14 protein-coding genes and 1 tRNA gene are annotated in these 17,878 nt (G+C 71.2%); 2 read left to right on the forward strand and 13 right to left on the reverse strand.

Annotated features, from left to right (window positions below; genetic code table 11):
* Positions 1-214: 214 nt before the first annotated feature.
* Positions 215-1,603: an alpha/beta hydrolase domain-containing protein gene (locus ABEB28_RS14955; protein WP_345728690.1), complete on the forward strand. Its 1,389-nt coding sequence runs from the start codon at positions 215-217 to the stop codon at positions 1,601-1,603.
* Positions 1,604-1,831: 228 nt separating this feature from the next.
* Here the strand turns inward: ABEB28_RS14955 and mctP are convergent, their stop codons facing one another.
* The 9 genes from mctP to ABEB28_RS15000 all read right to left on the reverse strand — a co-directional run bounded on the left by mctP (position 1,832) and on the right by ABEB28_RS15000 (position 14,600).
* Complete coding sequence (gene mctP, locus ABEB28_RS14960) at positions 1,832-3,475, reverse strand: monocarboxylate uptake permease MctP (protein WP_345728691.1); 1,644 nt, start codon at positions 3,473-3,475, stop codon at positions 1,832-1,834.
* Positions 3,476-3,478: 3 nt separating this feature from the next.
* Positions 3,479-3,715, reverse strand: a complete 237-nt coding sequence (locus ABEB28_RS14965) for a DUF3311 domain-containing protein (RefSeq protein WP_345728692.1) — start codon at positions 3,713-3,715, stop codon at positions 3,479-3,481.
* A gap of 115 nt (positions 3,716-3,830) precedes the next feature.
* A complete protein-coding gene (locus tag ABEB28_RS14970) occupies positions 3,831-5,276 on the reverse strand; it encodes a bifunctional RNase H/acid phosphatase (RefSeq protein ID WP_345728693.1) in 1,446 nt (481 codons plus the stop codon).
* Entirely contained in the window at positions 5,273-6,013 is a 741-nt protein-coding gene (locus ABEB28_RS14975; protein WP_345728694.1) for a zinc ribbon domain-containing protein, read from the reverse strand. The genes ABEB28_RS14970 and ABEB28_RS14975 overlap by 4 nt, the downstream gene beginning before the upstream one ends.
* Before the next feature lie 45 nt (positions 6,014-6,058).
* Entirely contained in the window at positions 6,059-6,886 is an 828-nt protein-coding gene (locus tag ABEB28_RS14980) for a Nif3-like dinuclear metal center hexameric protein (RefSeq protein WP_345728695.1), read from the reverse strand.
* Positions 6,887-6,895: 9 nt separating this feature from the next.
* The gene (locus ABEB28_RS14985) at positions 6,896-8,119 is read right to left on the reverse strand and encodes an aminoglycoside phosphotransferase family protein (protein ID WP_345728696.1); all 1,224 of its coding nucleotides are present in this window, start codon (positions 8,117-8,119) and stop codon (positions 6,896-6,898) included.
* Positions 8,116-9,963, reverse strand: a complete 1,848-nt coding sequence (locus ABEB28_RS14990) for a S9 family peptidase (RefSeq protein ID WP_345728697.1) — start codon at positions 9,961-9,963, stop codon at positions 8,116-8,118. The genes ABEB28_RS14985 and ABEB28_RS14990 overlap by 4 nt, the downstream gene beginning before the upstream one ends.
* Complete coding sequence (locus tag ABEB28_RS14995) at positions 9,960-11,735, reverse strand: N-acetylglutaminylglutamine amidotransferase (RefSeq protein WP_345728698.1); 1,776 nt, start codon at positions 11,733-11,735, stop codon at positions 9,960-9,962. Before ABEB28_RS14995 ends, ABEB28_RS14990 begins: the two co-directional genes overlap by 4 nt.
* Before the next feature lie 249 nt (positions 11,736-11,984).
* A complete protein-coding gene (locus tag ABEB28_RS15000; RefSeq protein ID WP_376981879.1) occupies positions 11,985-14,600 on the reverse strand; it encodes a glutamate--cysteine ligase in 2,616 nt (871 codons plus the stop codon).
* A 352-nt stretch (positions 14,601-14,952) separates the two neighbouring features.
* Between ABEB28_RS15000 and ABEB28_RS15005 the strand changes: the two genes are divergently transcribed.
* On the forward strand, positions 14,953-15,879 hold the full coding sequence (locus tag ABEB28_RS15005) for an NAD-dependent epimerase/dehydratase family protein (RefSeq protein ID WP_345728699.1): 927 nt from the start codon (positions 14,953-14,955) through the stop codon (positions 15,877-15,879).
* 52 nt (positions 15,880-15,931) lie between these two features.
* Here the strand turns inward: ABEB28_RS15005 and ABEB28_RS15010 are convergent, their stop codons facing one another.
* From ABEB28_RS15010 to ABEB28_RS15025, 4 genes are all read right to left on the reverse strand, one after another.
* Positions 15,932-16,360 carry a Fur family transcriptional regulator gene (locus tag ABEB28_RS15010; protein ID WP_345728700.1) on the reverse strand — a complete coding sequence of 143 codons (429 nt, stop codon included), beginning with the start codon at positions 16,358-16,360 and terminating at the stop codon, positions 15,932-15,934.
* A 271-nt stretch (positions 16,361-16,631) separates the two neighbouring features.
* Positions 16,632-16,703 (reverse strand) — tRNA-Val (locus ABEB28_RS15015).
* 58 nt (positions 16,704-16,761) lie between these two features.
* The gene (locus ABEB28_RS15020) at positions 16,762-17,226 is read right to left on the reverse strand and encodes a peroxiredoxin (protein ID WP_345728701.1); all 465 of its coding nucleotides are present in this window, start codon (positions 17,224-17,226) and stop codon (positions 16,762-16,764) included.
* 138 nt (positions 17,227-17,364) lie between these two features.
* A complete protein-coding gene (locus tag ABEB28_RS15025) occupies positions 17,365-17,802 on the reverse strand; it encodes a DUF3052 domain-containing protein (protein WP_345728702.1) in 438 nt (145 codons plus the stop codon).
* Positions 17,803-17,878 lie beyond the last annotated feature (76 nt).

A 17,878-nucleotide genomic window follows, 5' to 3' on the forward strand; every position in this document is an offset into this window, starting at 1 on the left:
GGGCGGTATTCACCCGCCGGGGGTCTCCACCCGGCGGTGTCCACTCGCCGGGCGGCGGGCGACACCCAGCTAGTTGTCAGCACCAGCGCCGCATCCCGCGCACTCCCCGACCCCGCGTGACAAGAACTGCCCTTATCACCCGAATCCCCTGCGAAACGGCGTAAGTCAAAGCTAGCGTCGCGGGCCCCACACCCCCTCACCGCTGAGGAGCGACATGTCAGCCCCGCGAAAACGCCGCTGGAGCGGCGTCCTCGTCCTCGCCGCACTCGTCGCGGCCGGACTCACGGCGCCCGTGCAGGCTGCCGAAACCCCGACGCTCACGCCGATCCCCGCCGACCTCGGCAAGGGCATCCAGGGACGGGTCAGCCCGACGGCGCAGGACCTGCCCGCGCTCGGGTACACCGAGGAAGAGTTCAAGGTCGAGGGCACGGCCACCAGCTACACCGCCGACGGCAACCTCGGCAGCGACGGCAAGTGGAACGTCAAGCCCGCGAGCCAAGCGCCGTACACGACCCGCGTCGTGGTCCGCCGGCCGACGAACCCCGCCAAGTTCAACGGCACGGTCGTCGTCGAGTGGGTCAACGTCAGCTTCGGCGTCGACATCCCGGTGGAGTTCGGGCAGTCCTGGGAGGAGTTCGTCCGCGAGGGCTACGCGTACGTCGGTGTCTCTGCGCAGAAGGTGGGCATCGACAAGCTCAAAAGCTACGACCCGGTCCGCTACCCCGATGTCACCACGCCCGGCGACGCGGCGTCCTACGACATCTTCTCGCAGGCAGCGAAGGCCGCCGGCCAACAGTTGAACGCCAAAAGAATGATCGCCTCCGGGCACTCGCAGTCCGCGTTACGCCTGGTCACGTACGCGAACGCGATCCAGCCCCGGGACCGGATCTTCGACGGGTTCCTGATCCACGGCCGCTCGACCGGCGCCGCCGAGATCGCCTCCGGCCAGTCGACGCCGCTGATCTCGAACATCCGCGATGACCTCGGTGTCCCGACGCTGCAGGTGCAGGCGGAGACCGACACGCTCGTGTACAGCATCAGCCGCCAGCCCGACGCGACGAACCTCCGCACCTGGGAGGTGGCGGGCACCGCGCACGGCGACGCGTACCTCACCGAGTCGCTCGACAAGGTGAACGCCCGGGAGAAGATCATCGACAACGGCAACCCGGTGCGGTGCGACAAGCCGCTCAACGCGATGCCCGCGCACTACGCCCACAACGCGGCATACCACGCGCTCGACCAGTGGATCCGGACGGGCAAGCCCGCACCGCGCGCTCCGCGCATCGAGGGCCTGGGCCCGCTGTTGAGCCGGGACGGCAACCAGAACGTGAAGGGCGGCATCCGGCTGCCCGACATCGAGGCGCCGATCGCGAGTTACGGCCCGACGAACAGCGGTGGCAACGTCCCCGGCGCATGCCTCCTGCTCGGCACGACGACCGCGTTCGACGCCGCGAAGCTCCGCAGCCTCTACCCGACGCACGCCGCCTACGTCACGCGGTACACCGCGGCGGCGGCGAAGGCACGGGACGCCGGGTTCCTGCGCCCGGCGGACTACACAGCCGCGGTCCGCGCGGCCCAGGCCCGCCCCGTCCCACCTGCCTGAAAAGGGGTCCGCGCGGCCCAGGCCCGCCCCGTCCCACCTGCCTGAAAAGAGGTCCGCGCGGCCCGAGCCCGCCCCGTCCCACCAGCCTGAAAGAGGTCCGCGCGGCCCGAGCCTGCCCCGTCCCACCAGCCTGAAAAGGAGCGATGATGCGGGAACCGTCAGCACGGGTAGACCCGCAGTAGGCCGGGTGGCCCGCCGACCGGGACGGCGGGCCACCCGGCTGCTCCATCACGTGGCCGACGGCCGCCCGTCCCCGACGAGCTCCGGGATGTCGCGCACCTTCGGGTCGCCCTGCTCCGCGGTGTAGTCCGACGGCTTCGTGACGTCCTCGCCGTCCGCGACCTTGCCCGCCCGCAGGCCCCACGTCACCAGCGCCACCACGATCAGGTTCAGCGCCACCGACAGGAAGCCGGCGTAGATCGTCCACTTGGTGTCCACGCCCAGCTCGGAGAGTTTGAAGGCCGAGCCGCCGAAGTGCTTCCGGTCGGTCGCCGGGTTCGGGATCGTCCACAGCATCCAGAACCCGAACACCATCCCGGCGACCCACCCGGCCACCAACGCCCACTTGTGGAACCAGCGGGTGAACACCCCGAGTGCCACCGCGGGCAGCGTCTGCAGGATGATGACGCCGCCGATCAGCTGCAGGTCGATCGAGTACTGGGTGTCCAGGCCCAGCACCAGCACGACCGCGACGAACTTCACGACGAGCGACACCAGCTTGCTGACCTGTGCTTCCTCTCGCGGGGAGGCGTCGCGCCGGATGTACTCGGTGTAGATGTTCCGGGTGAACAGGTTCGCCGCCGCGATCGACATGACCGCCGCCGGCACCAGCGCCCCGATTCCGATCGCCGCGAAGGCGATACCGGCGAACCACGATGGGAACGCCCAGCCGAACAGCAGCGGCACGACCGTGTTCCGGTCGCCGGGCACCCCGGCCGCGGGGTCGGCCCCGACCGGCACGATCTCCGCCGCGATCGCCATCAGGCCCAGCAGCGCCAGCAGCCCGAGGACGAACGAGTACGCGGGCAACGCCGCCATGTTCCGCTTCACGGTGTCCCGCGAACGGGCGGCCAGCACTCCGGTCAACGAGTGCGGATAGAGGAACAGCGCCAACGCCGACCCGAACGCGAGCGTCACGTAGTTCAGCTGGTTGTTCGCGTTGAGCAACAGACCCGACCCGGCCGCCTGCGCGGCGGGTTGACTGAACTTCTCCCCCGCGGCGGCGAAGATCGCGTCCCAGCCGCCGAGCTTCGTCGGGATCACCACGATCGCGACGATGACGGTCAGGTAGATCAGCGTGTCCTTGACGAACGCGATCAGCGCCGGTGCCCGCAGGCCCGAGTTGTAGGTGTAGATGGCCAGGATCAGGAACGCGATCGTGATCGGCCACTTGCCCTCGACGCCCATCGCCTTCAGGACGGCTTCGATGCCGACCAGCTGCAGCGCGATGTACGGCATCGTCGCGACGATGCCGGTGATCGCGACCAGCAGTGCCATCGTCGACGACCCGAACCGGGCGCGGACGAAGTCGGCGGGCGTCACGAACCCGTGCACGTGCGACACCGACCAGAGCCGCACCAGCGGAATCAGCACCAGCGGATAGAGCACGACCGTGTACGGCAACGCGAAAAAGCCCATCGCGCCGGCGCCGAACATCAGCGCGGGCACGGCGACGAACGTGTACGCCGTGTAGAGGTCACCGCCGAGCAGGAACCAGGTGATCCAGCCGCCGAAGTTCCGCCCGCCGAGACCCCACTCGTCGAGGTGCTCCATGGTGTCCGGCCGGCGCCAGCGCGAGGCCACGAACCCCAGAACGCTGACGAACGCGAACAGCACGATGAAGATCGTCAGCTCGGTGACTTGGACTTCCATGGGTCACCGCCCCCGCGTCTGTCGGTAGACGACCAGCGTGATGGCGACGCTGAGCACGACGAACAGCAGCTGGAGCCAGTAGAAACGCGGGATACCCCAGATCGTCGGATCCGTATGGTTGTAGAGCATCGGCAGCAGCGGTACGACGATCGGCACGAGCAGCAACCAGTACCAGTGGTTGCGATCGGACCGAGCCGGCGGTTCCGAAGGAGGCGTCGGCGTCTCCTCGGTAGCGGACATAGCGGTCTCCTTACACCGAGTCGCAGTGGTGCAGGTCACAAGACACTAGCCCGCAAATGCCCCACCGGGAACCGATACCGCGCCCAGCGGTCCCGCCTGCGCGCCCGGCGGTCGACTACCCCGCGAGATGGTGCGCGTCGTTCACCAGGCGCACGTTCGCCGGGCCGTCCGCGTACCAGTCCACCTCGGAGACCCCGGTGACGTCGAGCTGCAATCGGTAGAGCATGCTCGGCGGCGCCTCCAGCGCCAGGCGCAGCAACGTCTTCAACGGCGTGACGTGCGAGACCACGACGAGCGTCTGCCCGGCGTACTCGGCGAGCAACCGCTCCCGCCATGCGTTCACCCGCTCGGCGACCTGCGCGAAGCTCTCCCCGCCCGGGGGAGCCACGTCCGGCGAGGCCAGCCAGGCGTCCAGCGCGGCCGGATCGGCCCGCCGCGCCTCGCTGAACGTCAGCCCTTCCCAGGCGCCGAAGTCGGCCTCGACCAGGTCGTCGTCGGTAACCAGGTCGACGTCGGCGGCCTTCGCGATCAACTCGGCGGTGTGCCGGGCGCGCCGCAGCGGCGAGCTGATGACCAGATCGATACCCGGTCGCGCACCGAGCCGCGCCGCGACCCGCTCGGCCTGCGCGACACCGTCCTCCGACAGCGGCACGTCACCACGTCCGGAGAACCGCCGCTCCGGCGAGAGCAGCGACGAGGCATGCCGGACCAGCACCGTCGTGGTCGTCCGCCGTTGCGGTCCGCTGCTCCACCCCGGTACCGCGCTTTTCATCGACGCGTGCCCGGTCGCCACCGCAGGACGGTTCTGCGGCGCGTCACCACGGGACGCCTCCGCCGGTGCGGTCGCGGTCGGGTCAGTGCCACCGGCTGACGCAGCGCTCGTCGGCCCCGCGTCGGCGGCGTCGAACAGCGTCGGGGCGTCCGCGCGCCGGTCGGCGGCCTTGGCCTTGCCAGCGGCCGGAGCCGCCGCGGGCTTGGCCTTACCGGTGGCCGAAGCCGCCGCGGCTTTCTCCGCCGGCTCCGCGGCCGCCATCGCACCACCGCGCGCCGCGGTACCCGCACGCGGCGCGGCAGCCGCGTCCGTGCGCACGTCGGCCGGGGGCCCGGGGCGACCGGCCGAGCCGCCGCCGGCGACGAGGTCACGAACGACGTCCTCGCCGTCCATCGCCCTGTTGGCCAACGCGTCCGCGGCCTTGTTCTCCGCCCGCGGGATCCAGCTGAGCGTCGTCGCCTCGAACGAGCCCAGCAACTCGGTGGCCCGACTCACCAGCGGTCGCAGGTGCGGCTGCTTGACCTGCCACCGCCCCGAGCACTGCTCGATGACCAGTTTGGAGTCCATCCGGACATCGACCCGGCGGGCGCCGACCGCCTGGGCGGCCTCCAGCCCGGCGATCAGCCCCGAGTACTCCGCGACGTTGTTCGTCGTGATCCCGAGCCCTTTGGCCCGCTCGGCGAGCACCGCGCCGGTCTCCGGATCGAGGACGACCGCGCCGTATCCGGCGTTGCCGGGGTTGCCGCGCGATCCACCGTCGGCCTCCACCACGACGTGGTCGAAGCTCACAGGCCGGACTCCGCTGTGCGCACCAGAATGCGGCGGCACTCCTCGCAGCGCAGGACTTCGTCCTCGTCGGCGGCCATGGCCTCCTGCAGCGCGGTGCCGTACAGCTCGATCCGGCAGCCACCGCAGCGGCGGGCCCGGAGCGCCGCGGCGCCGATGCCACCGCTGGAGGCCCGCAGCTTCTCGTAGAGCGCACGGAGGTCGTCCGGGATCGCGGCCGACAGCGGCTCACGCTCGGCCGTGCGGGCGGCGACGTCGGCGTCGATCTGGGTCTCCAGCGTGTCCCGGCGCAGTTCCAGCTCGGCGAGGGCCTCGGTCGCCGCGTCGAAGCGGGACTGCACCTCCGACCGGGCAGCATCGGCGGTCTCCCGCTCCTCCATCAGCGCCAGCTCGTCGTCCTCCAACGACGACTGACGCGAGGCCAGCGTCTCGACCTCGTGCTGCAGCCGCTCCAGCTCCTTCGCCGCGACCGCCCCGGAGTCCATCCGCTGCCGGTCACGGTCCGCCTTCGCCCGCACCTGCTCGACCTCGTTCTCCAGCTTCCGGATCTTCGTGTCGAGCGATTCCACCACCGATTCGGCACCGGACAGCTCGTCGCGGAGCGCGGCCAGCGCGGCGGCGGTCTTCTCGATCTCGGCGTGCTCGGCCAGCGTGCGCTTCCGGTGGGCGAGCTGGTCGATCGAGAGGTCCACCGCCTGCAGGTCGAGTAGGCGGAGCTGGTCTGCGGCGGATGCCTTCACGGTTCTCCTTCTCACCTAGTGGGCGGAGTGGATGCGCCGAGCGGCTCAGGACGACGACCGGGCTGGCACCACCGCACGCGTCCACGGGTCGGTGACGAGGTCGGATACGAGGACCTCCACCGTAGCGGGCGCCAGCCTTTCGGTGAGCGCGGCGGCGGCCTGCTCCAGCCACGGTTGCTCGGTGGCCCAGTGTGCGGCGTCGAGCAGCGCGGGACCGCCCGCCTCGGAGTGCTCGGAGGCCGGGTGGTGGCGCAGGTCGGCGGTGAGGAACGCGTCGACGCCCGCCTGCGTGGCGTCCCCCAGGTAGCTGTCACCGGCACCACCGCTGACGGCCACCGTCCGTACGAGGCGATCGGGGTCGCCGGTGTAGCGGATGCCGCCGGGCGTGGCAGGCAGTGCCGCGGCGGCCAGCTCGGCGAGGCGGGCGAGCCGCAGCGGCGTCGGGAGCGTGCCGATCCGGCCGATGCCGTAGATCGGCTGCTTCGGTACCGGACGCAGCGGGCGCAGGTCCCGGAGATCGAGCCGGGCGGCGAGCGCGTCGGAGACGCCGGGGCTGGCCGAGTCGGCGTTGGTGTGGGCGACGAACAGCCCGGCACCGGCACGGATCAGCCGATGCAGCGTGCGGCCCTTCGGCGTGGTGGTGGGGATCGCGGTCACGCCGCGCAGCAGCAGCGGGTGGTGGGCGACGACGAGGTCGGCGCCCCAGGTGAGCGCTTCGTCCACGGTGTCGGCGACGACGTCGACGCAGAAGTACACCTTGCGCACGTCCGTCGAGGGATCACCGCACACCAGGCCCACCGCGTCCCAGCTCTCGGCCAAGTGCGGCGGGTACAGCTCGTCGAACACCTTGGCGATTCTCGCGATCGTGACCACGTCAGCAGGCTAAGCCACCGCCAGCGCGGCCCGGATCGCGGCGGCCGGGTCGCCGGCGTGGTAGATCCGTTCGCTCGGCTCGATGCCGTCGAGGAACTCCTGGTAGCGCACGGCGTAGGCGAGGTGCGCCAGCGGCTCGGCGATCCGCAGCGCGTCGCCGGGGCGCGACCCGGGGACGGCGGCGCGCCACGCCTCGACCCAGGTCTTCGCCGCGGTCCCGCGCCGCCCCGACGGCAGGTAGTCGATCGCCCGGAGGCCGTCCTGCACGGGGTTGCCCCAGTAGGCGTCCGCGTAGTCGATCACCGTCGGCGGGCCGTCCGGGGTGCCGCGCCAGTTACCCGGGTGGAAGTCGCCGTGCACGAACGTGTCCGGGAGACCGCACTCGTCCAGCGCCGCCCAGCGCTCGTTCAGCACACGGGCCTCGGCCCGCTCGGCCGCGCTGAGCTCCGCCGCGGCCGGGCCGTCGATCAGCGCGGCGACCTGTTCGGCGAGCACCGTCGGCGTCCGGGATCGGAGGGGCGACGAGCTTTCGGCGTCATCCGCCGCGGGATAAGGCCGAAAAGTCGTCGCCACCGTGGCCTGGGCGGTCACGAAGCGGGCGATCGTGCTCACGACCTGGGCCTCGGACGCGTTCCACAGGTCCTCGCCGGGGACGTCGCCCAGCAGCAGCCGCCCGGGCGCGGACGCCAGGACCTGCGGCACCAGGCCGGGGTCGACCGCGCCGAGCGTCCGGATGGCGCTCGCCTCGTCGGCGGCGAACGGTGGGGTGGCCTTGAGCCAGGCCGCGCCGTCCGCGGTCGGGAGGCGGAACAGCGCGGCCAGGTTCCACGTCTTGTGCTGCCGCGGACGTCCGGTCAGCGGCACCGCGTCCGCCGCCCAGGCGAGCAGTTCGCGGACGCCGGACGCGGTCGCCCACGGAAGCCTCAGCGGCTGAACATCCGGGCGGAATTCCACCGGCCGCAGCGGCGACCCCGGCCGGGCCGAGGCCTCGACGTGGTAGGTGACGTGCCCGCCGCGGGCACCCTCGCCGCCGGAGACGGTGAGCAGCCGCAGAACGACGACCGGCACGCCGAGCGCCGCTTCGACGGCGTCGACCACCGGCCACGCCTCCGCCCACCACGGGACGTCGACCGGGAAGGGCCCGACCTCCCCGCAACACTCGTCCCCGAGCGTCACCACCGCACTCACCGTCCGCCGCACCGGACCGCCCGGATCGAGCGCCGCCGAGGTCACCCGATCAGATGCTGCTCGAGGAACACACCGACCGCGCGGACGTACACGACCTTGCTGGCCTTGTTCAGGATCACGTGGCCCTCGTCGTCGAACCGCAGGTACTGCACCGGGTGGTTGCGTGCCTCCAGCGCCGCCACCACCTGCTCGGCCTCGTAGAGCGGCACGTTCGTGTCGTTGGCGCCGTGCGCGACGAGCAGCGGGGCGGTCACCCGGTCGATGCGGTGGATCGGCGAGAGGTCGTGCAGCAGTTCGCGGTCCTCGTCCGGGTGGCCGTACTTGCTGATCGCGGCGGCGGCGACCCACGGCTCGGTGCGCTCGTAGAACGTCTGCAGATCGGCCATTCCGCAGGTGTCGACGCCGACCGCGAACAGCTCCGGGAACTGGGTCAGCGCCACCAGCGTGAGGTAACCACCGTACGAGCGACCGAACACCCCGAGCCGCGCCGGATCGGCCAGCCCTGCGTCGATGACGTACCGCGCCGCAGACCGGACGTCCTCGATGCCGTCGTACCGCTTGGTGCCGTTGTCGGCGTTGACGAACGCCCGGCCGAACCCCGACGAGCCGCGGACGTTGGGCGCGAACACCGAGATCCCGCGGGAGACGATCTCCCGGAAGAGCGGGTTCCAGTACGGCCGCTCCTGCGCCTCCGGCCCGCCGTGGAAGTGCAGCACCAGCGGCCCGGCGCCGGACGTCCCGGCGCCGGGGTACAGCCACCCGGTCAGCTCCAGGCCGTCGTGCGCGGTGAACCGGTGCAGCTCCGGGACGATCGACGCGGCCGGCAGCGGCGGCGGGTACGTCACCGGCTTGGCCGCACCGCTCGCCACCTCCACCACCCAGATCGTCGGGGGCAGCGACGGGCCCTCGGCGGTCAGGGCCAGCGTCGCTCCGTCCCGGGACAGGTCGAGGTCACCCACCACGTCACCGGGCAGATCGGTCAGTTCCCGCTCCTCGCCGGTCCGCAGGTCGAGCACGGAGACCGCGCTGCGGCCGCCGAGCACGTTCCAGAGCAGGGCGGCGGTGCCACCGTCCTCGCTGAGCGTGAAGTACTCCAGCTCGGCGTCGTCCCTGGCGGCCAGCACCCGGGGGTGGCCGTCGGTCCCGACCGGCACCGCGACCAGCGCGGGCAGGCGTCGCCCGACGTCCGTACGCACGTAGACGGAGGCACCGTCGGCGGCGAGCTGACCGAGATCGGTGGAGCCTTCACCGTCGGCCGGGAAGAGCCGGTGGGCGCTGTAAGCGCCACCGGGCTCGACGTCGACGACCTCCAGCCAGCGGGCGCTGCGCGGGCCGCAGCGCACCAGCGCGGTCTTCCCGTCGCGGCTCACGTCGATCGCGGCCCGCAGTTCGGCCTCGCCGACGGTCACCCGCCAGCCGGTGGACGGGTCGATCACGTGCGCGACGCTGCGCCCGGCGGAGTCCGCCTCGGCCACGGCCAGCCAGGTACCGTCCTGGCTCCAGTGGCCGAAGAACCCGTTGGTGCCGCCGAACCCGCCGACCTGGTGCAGGTCGGAGCCGTCCGACCGGATCACCCAGATCTCGGTCCGGTCGGAACCGCCGGGAGCGAGCAGCACGGCGAGCCACTCGCCCGCCGGTGACCACCGCACTTCCTCGACGGGTTCGGGTCCGGTGTCGAGCAACACCGGGTGGCCACCGTCGACGGGACTGATCCAGAGCCGAGGCTCCCCGCCCCGGTCGGACACGTATGCGATCGTGTCCCCCGCCGGCGCGAGCGTCGCGCCCCAGCTGGCCGGAGCGGCCGCGGGATCCCCCGCGTACGGCGCCGGGTCGGGCTCCGGCGAGATGGCCCAGTGCGTACCGTCGCCGGTACCCAACCCAGTGGTCATCCAACTCCCATCTTCTGCAGCCACATCTCCAGCAGGCCCAGCTGCCAGAGCGCGTTGGAGCCGAGTGTCGTACGGGTGTCGTTCGGCTTGTCGAGCAGGGCCGAGACTTGCCCACTATCGAAGATCCCGCGCTGCCGGGCGGCGTCCGACGTGAGTGCGTCGGCGACCTGCTCCAGCAGCGGCCCGGAGAGGTGCCGGATCGCCGGGACCGGGAAGTACCCCTTGGTCCGGTCGATGACCTCGTCCGGGACGACCCCGCGGGCGGCGGCCTTGAGGATGCCCTTGCCACCGGCCGCGAGCTTGAGCCGGGGCGGGCACGCCGCCGCCAGCTCCACCAACTCGTGGTCGAGGAACGGTACCCGGGCTTCCAGCCCCCACGCCATCGTCATGTTGTCGACGCGCTTCACCGGGTCGTCCACGAGCATGATCTGGCTGTCGATCCGTAAGGCCGCATCGACGGTCTCCTCGGCGCCCGGCACCGCGAAGTGAGCCTGGACGAACGCCTTGCTGACGTCGGTGGCGAGCCGCCACTCGGGCTGCAGCAGGTCGTTGAGCGCGGCGTGCGTCCGGTCGCCGAACACGCTCGCGTAGGCGTCCACCGCGTCCCGGCGGGGAACGTCGGCCAGCGGCGGGTACCAGTCGTACCCGGCGAACACCTCGTCCGCGCCCTGTCCGGACTGGACCACCTTCACGTGCTTCGAGACCTGCTCGGAGAGCAGGTAGAACGCGACGCAGTCGTGGCTGACCATGGGTTCGCTCATCGCGTTGATCGCCGCGTCGACGGCCGGGACCATGTTGCGGGTCTCGATCTTGATCTGGTGGTGATCGGTGGCGAACCGCTCGGCGATCAGGTCGGAGTAGACGAACTCGTTGCCGCTCTCCCCGCCGGCGTCCTCGAAGCCGATGCTGAACGTCTGCAGGCCGGTCTGGCCCGACTCGGCCAGCAACGCGACGACGAAGCTGGAGTCCAGGCCGCCGGAGAGCAGGACGCCCACCGGAACGTCGGCGACCATCCGGCGCTCGACGGCCAGGCGCAGCGCGGCGAGCGTGCGGTCGCGCCACTCCTCGTCGGACAGCTGCTCGGTGCGGGTGAACTCGGGCTTCCAGTAAAGGATCTCGTCGGTGGTTCCGTCCGGCTCGATCACCCGCACGGTCGCCGGGGGCAGCTTCCGCACGCCGTTGAGGATCGTCCGCGGCGCGGGGACGACCGAGTGGAACGTCATGTAGTGGTGCAGCGCGACCGGGTCCACGGAGGTGTCCAGGTCGCCGGCGGCGACCAGCGCGGGCAGCGTCGAGGCGAAGCGCAGCCGGCCGGGCACCTCGGACAGGTAGAGCGGCTTGATGCCGAGCCGGTCGCGGCCGAGCACGACCCGGCCGGTCTCCCACTCGCTGATCACGAACGCGAACATGCCGAGGAACTTCTCGACGCAGCGCGTGCCCCAGCGGTGGTACGCCTTCAGGACGACTTCGGTGTCGGAGGTGGAGAAGAACCGGTACCCGGCGCTCTTCAGCTCCTCGCGCAGCTCCTTGTAGTTGTAGATGATCCCGTTGAACACGAGTACGAGCCCGAGCTCCTCGTCGACCATCGGCTGCGTTCCCGCCTCCGACAGGTCGATGATCTGCAGTCGGCGGTGCGCCAGCGCGAGCGGGCCCTTCGACCAGTAGCCGCCGCTGTCGGGTCCACGGTTCGTGAGGCAGGGCACCATCCGGGCGACCGCGTCGACATCCGCCGCACGGCCGTCGAGGCGCAGCTCACCGCCGAATCCGCACATCGAGTCCTCCTTCTCACGCCGGAGCAGAACTCGACAGGCTCCGATTGTCGGCCGACCGAGTTACGCGGGCGTGTCTCAGTGACTCTTTTCAACCTCCGGCCAGTGTTGAGATCAAGCAACTTCAGCCGCCGCCGGTCGAAAAGAGTTCAGTTGTAACGTTCCCCGTTTGGTGTCCGCCGTTACCGGAGTTCATGCACAGCCCGACGTGGTCGTCCGCCACACCGCTGTTCGGTGCGCGGTTCCCCCTACTCAGGACCCCAAAATCCAGGTGTCCTTGGCTCCGCCGCCCCGGGAGGAGTTGACGACCAGGCTGCCTTCCGGAGCCACGCGCGTCAACGCTGCGGGCGCGACCGTCGGGTTCTCGCCCATGAACACGAACGCCCGCAGGTCGACGTGGCGCGGCGTGAGCCGGCTGCCGTCGAAGACGGGGTGGGTGGACAGGTGCATGGTCTCCTGGGCGATCCAGCGGTGCGGCGCCGCCCGGATCTGGCGGCGGACCGCGTCGATCTCCTCGTCGTTCGCGCGGGGGCCGATCAGGACCCCTTCACCGCCGTACCCGTCGACCGGCTTGACCACCAGCTGATCCAGCCGGCGCAGCACCTCGTCGCGCTGCTCCCCGTCGCCGCACAGGTAGGTGGGCACGTGCGCGAGCAGCGGCTTCTCGCCCAGGTAGTACTCGATGAAGTCCGGGACGTACGCGTAGACCGCCTTGTCGTCGCCGACGCCGTTGCCAGGCGCGTTCGCGAGCGTCACCGTGCCCGCACCGACCGCCGAGAGCAGCGGCGGGCCGAGCGGCCGTCCGTCCCCGGCGGGTGCGTGGACCAGCGTGTCCTCGTCGAGCCGCAGATAGATCACGTCGACTCGCCGCCGGGTGCCGTGCCGGTGCAGGTAGACCACCCGGTCGTCGACGACGAGGTCGGTCGTGCGGACTACCGGCACTCCCATCTCCTCGGCGAGCAGCTGGTGTTCGAACCAGGCCGAGTCGACCGGTCCCTGGCTCAACACGACGACCTGGGGGCCGGTACCGCGTCCGGACATCCGCGGCGGTGCGGCCGCTTCCAGCGTCGACCGCAGTAAGGCGGGCAGGGCCTCCACCGACCGCAACCCCGGCGGCCGCGGCAGGTCGGGCCAGATGTGGTCGGTCAACCGCCGGTTCTGCAGCGCGTACCCCAGGCCGGAGGGCACCCGCAGGTTGTCTTCGAGGACGCTCCAGTGGCCGGCGGCGTCGTGGACGAGGTCCATCCCGGCGATGTGCGCGCGGACCGGCTGGCGGATCAGCGCGGCCAGCGGCAGCAGGCCGGGCGCCCCGTCGATCACCCAGGCCGGAATGATCCCGTCGTTGACGACCTCCCGGTCGGCGTAGACGTCCTTGAGGAACGCGTCCAGCGCCCGCACCCGCTGCACCAGCCCGCGGCCGAGCGCCTCCCAGTCGTCGCCGTGGACGATGCGCGGGATCACGTCGAACGGGAACAGCCGGGCGGTGGTCTCGCCGGCCACCCGGAACGTCATCCGGTGGGAGCGCTGCTCGGCGTCCCGCTCCTTCTCCCGGTCGCGGATGCCCCCGGCGCCGAGCCGCTCCAGCAACTGCAGCATCGGTTCGTACCCGGGGATGACACCGCCGTCCTCGGCGATCACCTCGTCGCCGTCCGGGCGCGCCAGCACGTCGCCCTTCAGGTAGCCGGCGAGCAGCGCCTCCTGGCCGCCGAAACCGCCGACCGTGACGGCGCCGCCGGCCCGCGTCTCGGCCAGCAGCGCGTCGACGACGTCGGAGAGCCGGCCACGGCGGGCGAACGCGCGCCGCGCACGATCGGCGGCGCTGCCCCGGGCCAGGGCCTGGTTGGCCAGCGCGGAGACGTACTCCCAGTCGTCCGCCGCCTCCAATTGGGGCCGCAGCGAGTCGACCAGCCCGCGGACCGCCTCCGCGGCCGGTACCGGACGCGCGAACCCGGAGAGGTCGACGAGATCGCCCTCCAGGCCGGAGCGCGCCGCCCGCCACATCGCGGCCCGCTGGAGCGGTCCGCGGATGCGCGGCAACGGGTAGTTGTTGGCCACCGCGTCCCACTCGCGCCGGACCAGGGCCCGGAAGAGACCGGCCAGCAGGACGACGTCGTCGATCGCGGGGCACGCGTCGGTGACCCGCAGTTCGAGCGTGGGGACGTGGGCCGACGGCCGGACGTCGAAGTAGATCATCGCCGGGTCGGTGATCGTTCCGGACGCGATCAGCTCGGCCACCAGCGCGTCGTGGTCCTCGGCGGACTCGACCAGGCCGCTCGCGCCCGCGGTGGGCCAGCGTTGCCAGAGCAGCGACCGGATGCTCGCGTAACCGGTGTCCTCACCCATCCAGAACGGGGAGCTGGCCGAGATCGCCAGCAGCACCGGGAGGTACTGGGAGACCCGCTGGGCGACGGCGACCGCGACGTCCCGGTCGGGCATGCCGACGTGTACCTGGGCGCCGCAGATCAGTTGTTCGCGGGCGAGCAGCTGGTAGTCGTCGAGCATCCGCTCGAAGCGCGCGTTCGGGGTGACCGCCAGCTCTTCGGTGTCCACCAGCGGGACCGTGCCGGCCGCGACGACGCCCAGGCCGGCGGCGTCCGCGACCTCGCAGACCTGTCGGCGGAGCGCGACCAACTCGTCGCGCAGGCGCTCCAGGTTGGTGTGCACCTTGGTGTTCGTCTCGACCACGGAGCGGTGCAGCTCGGGCGAGAACGACGAGGTCGGCAGGTGCGCGAGGAGTTCCGGTGCGCGCGGGACCAGCTCACGGCTGTCCAGGTCGACGACGTGGAACTCCTCCTCGACGCCGAGGGTCAACGGCTCGGATGCCCGGACCGTGGCGGCGCCTCCCGCTTGTCGTGGCTCCGTCGTCACCACGGCCTCTCGCTGTTCGCCCACTACCCACCGCCTTATGCGTGCGCCGCCCGGTGGCGGCTGGACAAGCGAGCCCTGATGGTTCCCGGCTTGCGTACCCAAGCCGTGAGGTGCCGGTAAATTCCCGGCAACACATCAGTCCTCACCGTCGTCCGGTTCGTCCTACAAGTTCGGGCGCCGCCCCCATGGTGCCCCACCGGGACCAACACGAATCGCGTTCGGCTGCGGCGCAGGTCACTCGCCCTGAACCGTTCCCCTGTTCACGGACAGTCAGCACCTGTGAGAGCGATACACGTGCTAAGCACTGATTAGTTCTTTTTAGGTAGCTCGCACCCCGTGTGGAGGGAAGCTCATGGCTGTGCGGCTGATGCTGCTGGGCGCCGACGGATTCTTCGGGCAACACGTCCGGGCCCGGCTGGCCCAGGAGCCGGACGTCGTCGTCACGACCGTGGCCCGGCGCGAAGACGTCATGCCGGACCTGCAACTCGACCTCACCGAGAGCGGTGTCGCGGTGGCGCACGCGATCCGGGAGTACGCGCCGGAGATCGTGGTCAACTGCGCCGGGTCCGCGGTCGGCGAACCCGCGGCGCTGGCGGCCAACAACCTGGTGGCGGTCGCCAACACGGTGGACGCCCTGCTGACCGCCGGGCGTCCGATCCGGCTCGTGCACCTCGGCTCGGCGTCCGAGTACGGCCGCGTCCCGGCCGGCACCGCCATTCGTGAGGACGCCGCGGAGCGGCCGGTCACCGTGTACGGCCTGTCGAAGCTGGCGGCGACCCGGCTCGTCCACACCGCGGCCGCGGCCGGCCTGGACGCCGTGGCGCTCCGGGTGACCACGCCGATCGGCCCGGAAGCGCCCGCGTCCGGACTGCTGGGGCGGGTGGCGGCCCAGCTGCGCCAGGTCGCGACCGAGGGCAGCGGCGGGATCACCACCGGGCCGCTGGAGGACGTCCGCGACTACGTCGACGTGCGGGACGTGGCCGACGCCGTCGCCGCGGCGGCACTCCGACCGCACGGCCGGGCGCTGCCCGCGGTGCTCAACGTGGGCAGCGGTGTCGGGACGCCGACGCGCAGGATGGTGGAGTCGCTTCTGACGCTCGCCGGGTTCACCGGTGGCCTGCGGATGGACGGAGGCGGCGCGCACCGGGACACGTCGGTGCAGTGGCAGTGCTGCGACGTGACGGCGGCCCGCGAGTTTTTGGGGTGGGCACCTACCCGATCGCTGGAGACGTCTCTGCGCGATCTCTGGGAATCCAGCGCAACCCTGGCCCCCTGCTAAGTCCAGCCGCGCCGGCGCCGCGGTGTGCGAAGGTGGTCAGCGGGCGGGCTCGTCAGCTACTGGCGCGGCAGGTGGGGCACCGGCCCCACCACGTCACCTCGGCCTCGTCTAGCAGGAAACCGTGCGCATCGGACGGCGCCAGGCAGGGTGCCTCGCCGACCGCGCAGTCGACGTCCTCGATCCGCCCGCACTTCCGGCACACCAGGTGATGGTGGTTGTCGGCCACCCGGGCCTCGTACCGCCGCGCGCTGCCGGCCGGCTCGATCAGCCGGGCCATACCGGTGTCGACGAGGGCAGCGAGCACGTCGTAGATCGCTTGGGTCGACACCGCGCCGATCCGTGCGCGGACGGCGTCGGTGAGCTCGTCGACCGTGTGGTGGCCACCCTGCGAGAGCAGCGTGAGCACAGCCAGCCGGGGCGTAGTGACCCGGAGGCCGGCCGAACGCAGCCGCTCACGGTTCTCGTCAGTCGTCGTCACCACGAGCGCGGGTTACCAAGCTGGAACCGATCCAATCCCCGCCGCCGCCACTTTTTCCGCCGCGCGCTGGCCGAAACGATGCACACTTCCCGCCCCGATAGCGGCCGCATCCGTGCATCGCCCACGATGCCGCGCGCCACAACGTCCACACAACGGCGGTGGAGCCCGTCCAGGACGAGGCTGGGGTCCGAGTGCGCCGACGTCGTGGCCTCACCGCTCGTGCCACAAGGAGGCGCGCTCGGCCGTCAGGCTCGCACCTGGACGGGCCGTGCAGTGGGCGCAGTAGGGTTCGAACCTACGACCCCTCGCTTGTAAGGCGAGTGCTCTTCCGCTGAGCTATGCGCCCGGGTGGGACTCCTACGAGGGTAGCGGGCCGCACCCCGCCGCTCGAAACGTGCGCCCCCTCAGGACTCCAGCGCCGCGAGCGCGCTCGCGTAGTCGGTCGTCGACCGGGCAACTCCGAGTTCGGTCACGACCTTCCACCGCACCACACCCTCGGGGTCGACGAGGAAGGTCCCTCGCCGCGCGGAGCCCTTCTGCTCGTCGAAAACGCCGTAGGTCTGCGCCACCGCGCCGTGCGGCCAGAAGTCGGACAGCAGCGGGAAGTCGAACTTCTCCTGATCGGCCCAGACCCGGTGGACGAAGAACGAGTCGACGCTGATCGTCAGGACCTGCACCCGGTCGTTCTGGAATCGCGGCAGGTCGTCACGGAGCGCGCAGAGTTCACCGGAGCACACCCCAGAGAACGCCAACGGGTAGAACACGACAAGAACGCTCTTCTCGCCGCGGAACGCCGACAGCGACACCGGCTGATTGTTCTGGTCGCGCAGCGTGAAGTCCGGAGCCAGGTCACCGACCTCGACGGGCATTGGTGCGTCCTTCCTCAGCCGAAGTAATCGCCAGGAGTGACCTCAGCCACACAACCGAGGCACGAAACGGAGCGAGCGCATGGTGAAGCCCACCGGGAGCGTGGTGCAGACGCTGCCGGTGTCGGCGGACGGCCCAGGTCAGCGCTTGGAGCGCGCCGCCTTCGGTGCGACCAGTCGCGCACCGGACCAATCCTGCGCGGCGCTGATGCTCGACGTCTGCTGCAGGCCGGCGGTCGGGGCGATCTCGCTGATGTCGCTCGGCTCGACGTGCCCTGGCCGACCGGCCTTGGGCGTCAGCAGCCAGACGACTCCGTTGTCCGCGAGGGGACTCAATGCGTCCACCAGCGCTTCGAACAGATCACCGTCGTCTTCCCGCCACCAGAGCATCACGACGTCGACGACCTCGTCGGAGTCCTCGTCGACCAGATCGTCACCCACCCGGTCGGCAACGGCGTCACGCAGTTCGACGGCGCAATCGTCGTCGTAGCCGATCTCCATGACCACCATGCCCGGCTGGATGCCGAGCCGGTCGGCCGGGCTCTTGACGCCGTCGGCGTGACCCGCGGTCGCGCTCACTCTTCGGTTCCCTCCTCCTACTAATGGCGGCGCGTCGCCGCCTAGTCCGGTAGTCCACACATACATCCAGCGCAAC

Source organism: Cryptosporangium minutisporangium (genome assembly GCF_039536245.1).
GTDB classification, from domain to species: domain Bacteria; phylum Actinomycetota; class Actinomycetes; order Mycobacteriales; family Cryptosporangiaceae; genus Cryptosporangium; species Cryptosporangium minutisporangium.